The sequence below is a fragment of the Ruminococcus sp. AF17-1AC genome, from assembly GCF_003461385.1.
GTDB classification, from domain to species: Bacteria; Bacillota; Clostridia; order Oscillospirales; family Ruminococcaceae; genus Hominimerdicola; species Hominimerdicola aceti.
In genome coordinates this window covers 1-6403 of sequence record NZ_QTWZ01000035.1, presented here as the reverse complement: position 1 = coordinate 6403, position 6403 = coordinate 1, and the positions used below count along the sequence as shown (strand labels likewise).

Below are 6403 nucleotides of genomic sequence, written 5' to 3'. Positions count from 1 at the left end.
TGTGTATTTCAACCAGCCATTTTCACTGCTTTTTCAGTTTATATAATTGAAAGCTGCTGAGTCCAATGAAGATGTGAATATTCATTATGCACAATTATTCGTTGCAATAATTGTGTGATATGATGAAGTTAAAATACTCTGCAACAAAACTTAAAGAAAATTACACTTACATTGAGAAAGGACGTTTAATATGAAAAAAATCGTAAAGAGAATCGCAGCTATGGGTGCTGCTGTTATGATGATGAGTTCTATGGTTATTGGGGCTAGTGCGTATGAAGCCATAAAATACGGCAGAGCAGTTGGTGGTTCTGGCTCAAATGCTTATATTTCATGTTTTGTAACAGGAATAAGAACAAATTCAACTGTAGCTGGTCAAGCTTGGACTAGGACATCAAGTAACAATAACAATGTTTACAATCCAAATTGTAAATACAGCGGTTATGTTTATGCAAGTGCCTCTGTTGGTGGTACTGGTTGTGGATCATCTCACTCTGACACAGGTAAAATTGAGCATTCGTTTGGGGTAAAAGGTTGTACATCTTCAAAGTTAGTAAAAACTGTACATATTTATAATGATAAGGTACATGGCAATTACAGCACAACGCTTTCCGTTGATAGTCAATAATAGAACTTGAGTGTGAATTATGAAAACTAAAATTATTATCGCAACAGCCGCAGTTATAATTGCCGCAGTTGCAGTTACACTTTTCATTTCTCTTGGCACAAAATCCGATAAGGCGGTTTCTTCTGAAAAGGGTCAACAAGAACTTTCTGCTTCTCCCACAAACCTTTTGTGTCCTGAAGCTTCTTCTACTGCATTTGCAAACAATTTTGTGTATTACAAAACCTATGATGGCATTGCAGAATATGATATCGAATCCGACAGCCTTGCAATGATAAAGGTCAAGCTTCAAGAGTATTCAAACTTGTCCTGCTATACCATATATGACGGCGTTATATACGCTGTAAGGTCAGTGTATAATTCTGCTACGCAAAAAGAAGATTACAGCATTGTCACAGTGGATTACAACAGCGGTGAAGTCACGGAAGTGTATTCTGCACCAAAGGACAGCATATTAGGCTGTATGTCTATGGACAAAGACGGAGATATCTATTTTGTTGAGGGCAAATACAAAAAGAGCGAGACCGACGAGAACGGATTCAGCACAGGCTATTCGCTATATAAATACGCTCTCAAAAACTCTGACAAAAGCGAGATAACAAAAGCCAATACCTATTACATAAGCGACGGCAAGCTTTATTTTACAAGGCTTTGCCCAAAGACGGATACAGTCCGCCTATTTATAGCTCCACTTTCAGACCCTCAGAACGTCAAGGATACAGGCATTGATGTTGGCTCTCAGATAAGCGAAAATACGCCGTATATGTATTATCCGGCCGACGGAGATGTGTATTACTCTAATGGCGAAAACAAGCTGTATAGGTATAATGAGGATAATGAAAAAAGTGACACAGTTTGCACTTTTAAAGACAAATCTTTTGTAAGATATTTTCAGTATTTCAATAACACTATGATAGTGCTTGTTCGTGAGCCAAATGATAATGGCAAAATGTATCAGTATGTGCTTTATTATCTTGATAACGATAATAAACCGCAGAAGATAATTGATGATGCTAAGCTCAATGAAAAGTATTTTTACGGCTATGAGTATATCGACTATATGACGATATTCAATAACTGTGAGGATTATTTCCTTCTTTCGACCTATGATCCCGACGCTGATACAGCCGCTTATCTTGTGGATAAAGATTTTAAACTGCACAAGTTTATTTCAAACGGCGAATGGGATTATGATACATATGCGGAGATACAGGCAGGAATGTAGGAACTTGATATTTGAGGTGTGACGATATGAAACTTCTCAGATTTATGATAAGAAAAGATATGGCGAAGTCAGCTTTGATAAGCTTATTGCTGGCTTTGCTTTCCTGTGCCTTTTTGATATCTGTACTGAGACCCTCTTATGCTTATGGTGAAAAATACATGACCTATCTTAAAAGCGGCTCGGAAACTGTAAGCCAAGACGCTCAAAAGCTTGCTGATGAGCAAAACGCTCTTAACAACGAGATAAACGACTATCAAAATAACCACAACACGGGCGGTGTAAAACAGGCTGAATTGCCTGTGGAGCTTGAGGAAAAGATAATAGATTTTTCTCAGAAAAATTCTCAGGCTGGTGTGGGTCTTGACAGTATGTTTTCTCTTATTGAGGGGCAGCTTTACGCTCAGCAAAACTCTTTGAAGCTCATATCCGAGCGTGTGAGAGGTTACAGCCGAAATGCAAGGCGTGGCGTTACTGATGAGTATTCTTTAAAGCTGTCAAACAAACTTATAGAAGACTATGATTCCGTTATAACAGCGCTTGAAAAATCTGATAAGATCATTGACACCAGAGCCGCTGACGGCTTTGAAAACTATATGTCATCTGAAATACTCATACCATTCGGTGTTTATCTGCTCCTTTTCAGCATATTTTCATCAGAGATACAAAGCAGCAGGATAAAAAGCTTTGGAATAACCAAAACGGGCGTGAGGAAATTCTCACTTTTCAAGCTTTGTACCGGCTTTGTTGCTGTAATAATTCTTGTTTTGATAATTTACACTGTGGATATTATAACTCTTTTTATTTACGATACAAACGGCTTTAAACTTGATATGCCATTGCAATATCTGAGCGGTTTTGAACTAAGTTCGGCGAATATGAGCTTTGGCGGATATCTAGTTGCAGTATTTGCCGCAAAACTTGTTTATGCGCTTTTCACCGCAAGTATTGTTATGTTTCTTTCAATGCTTTGCAGAAAGACCATACTTGCAGGAGCTGTCTGTCTTGTGCCAATATTTGTACCATTATATCTGAAAACCACAAGTCTTTCCAACCCTGCCGTTGACATTTTAACAGGCAATTACACCAATATGCTCAATGAAACGGGTTATATGAATTTTTGGGGAATACCTGCACGAGAATACGTTGTTTATTTTGCTATCATATTCATCATGACTGCATTTTTTGTCGCAGGGACATATCTCCTTGCTGAAAGGCAGGTGGGATAATGAAAAGTATGTATAGTTATCAGACTTCACGGCTTTTAAAGAAATTTTGGATGCTTTTTGTCATAGTGATAATTTTTTCAGCTTCCGTTAAATTTGCTGTGTATCGTAGCTTTAACGCTTCTAATAACCTTGTATATATGAACAAAGAAACGGCGGAGATATACAATGAACTTATAGAAAATTCCGCAGATAAGACCCTTGAACAGTGTGACGAATACATAACGGAATATGAGATGAGAAGTTACGCAAGCGGTTATAATAATAACATTACAGCCGCCGTGAACAAATATAAAACAGAGCTTCGCAGTTGTTTTATGGTCGAAAGCATCAGAAGCTATGCTCGCACAGGCAGGGGTCTTACAGACGCTAATATACCTACCGACCTTGTGAAAAACAGCCGACTTTACGCTACCTTTTCAACACCGCAGGTGATAAATGACGAGCCGTTTTTGAAGTTTCTTGAATTGCAGGCGGTAGATGTCATGCCTATATTTGTGCTTCTGCTTGTGGGCGTTTTTGTTGCAGATAGTTATGAAAAGAGAATGGATCGGCAGATAAAGATATCAAAAAATTCGGCGGCGTTTTTCAAGTCACGGGAAATAATTTTATCGGCGGCGATATTTATAATGTTCACGCTGAGCTTTTTCGCCGACCTTATTTTAAGCGGAACATTACATCAGAGCAAGTACAGCACCTCATCTTTACAAAGCGTGTGGCAATTTGACCTTGCGCCTTTAATGCTAACTGTTAGAGGCACAATAATATGGCTATATGTCACAAGGCTTATGTCGCTTTTTATAACCTACGGCATTTTCGTGCTTGTGGCAAAGCAAGTGTGCTCGGTGAAAAAATATATTATGCTGACCTCTGGGCTAATTGCGATAATGTCCGCCGCCGCACATTATGTGGGAGCACTTTCGCCCTATATGTTTGCGGCTGTCACAAGCGTAAATGGGCAGCTTAACAACCTTGACTATATGAGGGCTTTTGATTGTTCGGAAGCGGTAGCTGTATTCATATATCTTGCAGCGATTTTGAGCGGACTGACTGCATGGAGATACAGCGGATATTATGAAGGAAATTCTAAGGAGCGTTGCTGATATGAGTGTTTTAAGAGTAGAAAACTTATCAAAAAGATACGGCAAAAAGCAAGCGCTAAAGGGTATAACCTGCGAATTTCATACGGGCATAAACGCTTTGCTTGGACCAAACGGCGCAGGTAAGACCACCATAATGAACTGCATATCGGGCGTGATAAAAAAGTCGGGCGGCAGCGTGACCCTTGACGGGCAGGACGTTTTTGAAATGGGCGAGAAATATCGTGAAAAGCTGAGCTTTCAGTTTCAGTATCAGCCATTTTATCCAAGCTACACCGCCCATGAATTTCTCAGATTTTCGGCTCTGTTAAAAGGAATGCCTGAGCCGCTTATTGAGGACGAGATAAGGCGTGTGCTGAGGCTTGTGAATCTGTCTGAAAATCTTGACGACAAGATAAGGTCATTTTCGGGCGGAATGAAACAGCGACTTGCCATTGCACAGACTATCCTTAACTCCCCCGAGATACTGATTTTTGACGAGCCCTCCGCAGGTCTTGACCCATTTGAGCGTGAGCAATTCAAGAGGATAATGGTGCGACTTAAAAAGGACAGCATTATAATAATTTCCACCCATATCGTTTCTGATATTGACACCATAACGGACGACCTGATCATACTTAACAAAGGCTCTGTTATCGCTAATGACAGCCCAGAGGCGCTTTTTGAGCATATAAGGGGTATGGTGTGGGATATTCCCAAAGAGGATATTGGTTTGCTGCCTATCGAGAACATTTATTATGAGGACACAAAGTCAAAGACCATATCAAAGACAAAGCCCACTCCAAACGCTGTTATAAGCGAGCCGACTATGAATGATCTTTATTTCTGCGGACAGCTTGACGGGGGAGTGTTTGAGTGAGGAGATAATTCAGATAATGATGTCAACTCTGAACGATAGTTGCCTCTTATCTTCAGTAATTAGACTTTGTCCTCTGCAAAAAAAATTTGTAATGAAAGGATATAATATGCTAATAAACCACAACCAAAATATGCTTTGTCTTGATGAATTTGATATACTTGAACTGCGTGAAAATGCAGATGAGTGTGATTATCTTTTTGTTGTTTCGCCTAAAATTGAAACAAAGATATGCACTAAATAATGAACATTATACAGCTCCTAAGATAAGAGGTCATAAACATTTGTGTAAAGACTGTGGAAGTATTTTTGTTGACAGATTCAATACACTTGATCTTTGCTCAAAAATGACTAACAGACTTAGGTGTAAGATCCAGCAATTATCATTAACAAAACCATTTAAGCATATTGTAAGAGACGGGAAAGGTTATTCGTTTGAAATTCTAAGAGGAAAGGTTCTGTATGGTCAAGCCTATAAAACCAAAGCCATTTTTTCGTATAATAAATTTTCGCCGACAATACACTATGTAACTGGTCCTTCGACCCGCTCGTCATTAAATATGATTCAAAATCTTATGGATTCGTACAAACAGATATCAGGAGCCGATATTGATAGGTTAAAATTAGGACTATTCTAAATAGAATAAGGGGCTGTAAAAAAACTCCCCAAGAAAAAAGGCTGCGATCTTGCCAAAAAGCAAGACGGCAGTCTTTTTTTTGTGGTATAATTAAAGTATCATGAATAACCAACCACAAGAATATTATACACCATATCAATTAAAATTTCCAATAGAAATTGAAAAAATAATTGAAACAACTGACCCGGTATATACATTTTGTGAAGTGATGAATCATATTGATCTGAGTAAATACCTGACGACCGAGGACCGCAGGACAGGCCGTCCAAGATATGAAGAAGAAACTTTGCTGAAAGTAATACTGTTTGCATTTATGGAAAACGGATACGAATCATTGCGAAAAATAGAAAAACTCTGCAAAACCGATATTCGCTTTATGTGGTTATTACAGGACGAACCGCCGCCAAGCCATATGACGATAGACAATTTTATGAACAATGTGCTTAACGGAAAAATAGAAGAGATATTCGCTGACATCAATGCTTACATATTTGAACAAGAAAACGTAGATATGGATCATGTGTACATAGACGGAACAAAGATCACAGCCAACGCCAACAAATACAGCTGGGTATGGAAAAAGAGCTGTGAGAAAAATCGCGTGAAAGTATTTGCAAAGATAACAGAACTGTTAAGTGAGATAAATAAAAGAATAGCCGCATTTGGTGTGAAATTCGGAGTTCGCGATGGTTTTGTCAATATCACTTGACACATTTTATTCGAACAAGAATTATGCAGC

General features: G+C 38.7%; 7 protein-coding genes. All 7 read left to right on the top strand.

Going from position 1 to position 6403, the window contains the following annotated elements:
* Window positions 1–190: 190 nt before the first annotated feature.
* Complete coding sequence (locus tag DWW81_RS12800) at window positions 191–625, top strand: hypothetical protein (protein ID WP_117898161.1); 435 nt, start codon at window positions 191–193, stop codon at window positions 623–625.
* A gap of 19 nt (window positions 626–644) precedes the next feature.
* Complete coding sequence (locus tag DWW81_RS12795; protein WP_117877980.1) at window positions 645–1847, top strand: hypothetical protein; 1203 nt, start codon at window positions 645–647, stop codon at window positions 1845–1847.
* Window positions 1848–1873: 26 nt separating this feature from the next.
* Window positions 1874–3073, top strand: a complete 1200-nt coding sequence (locus DWW81_RS12790) for a hypothetical protein (RefSeq protein ID WP_117898162.1) — start codon at window positions 1874–1876, stop codon at window positions 3071–3073.
* Window positions 3074–3210: 137 nt separating this feature from the next.
* Complete coding sequence (locus DWW81_RS12785) at window positions 3211–4173, top strand: hypothetical protein (RefSeq protein WP_147339804.1); 963 nt, start codon at window positions 3211–3213, stop codon at window positions 4171–4173.
* A 1-nt stretch (window position 4174) separates the two neighbouring features.
* Window positions 4175–5029 carry an ATP-binding cassette domain-containing protein gene (locus tag DWW81_RS12780; protein WP_181982753.1) on the top strand — a complete coding sequence of 285 codons (855 nt, stop codon included), beginning with the start codon at window positions 4175–4177 and terminating at the stop codon, window positions 5027–5029.
* A 91-nt stretch (window positions 5030–5120) separates the two neighbouring features.
* A complete protein-coding gene (locus DWW81_RS13480; RefSeq protein ID WP_181982970.1) occupies window positions 5121–5270 on the top strand; it encodes a hypothetical protein in 150 nt (49 codons plus the stop codon).
* Between the two features lie 494 nt (window positions 5271–5764).
* Complete coding sequence (locus tag DWW81_RS12765) at window positions 5765–6373, top strand: transposase (RefSeq protein ID WP_242991671.1); 609 nt, start codon at window positions 5765–5767, stop codon at window positions 6371–6373.
* Window positions 6374–6403: the final 30 nt, after the last annotated feature.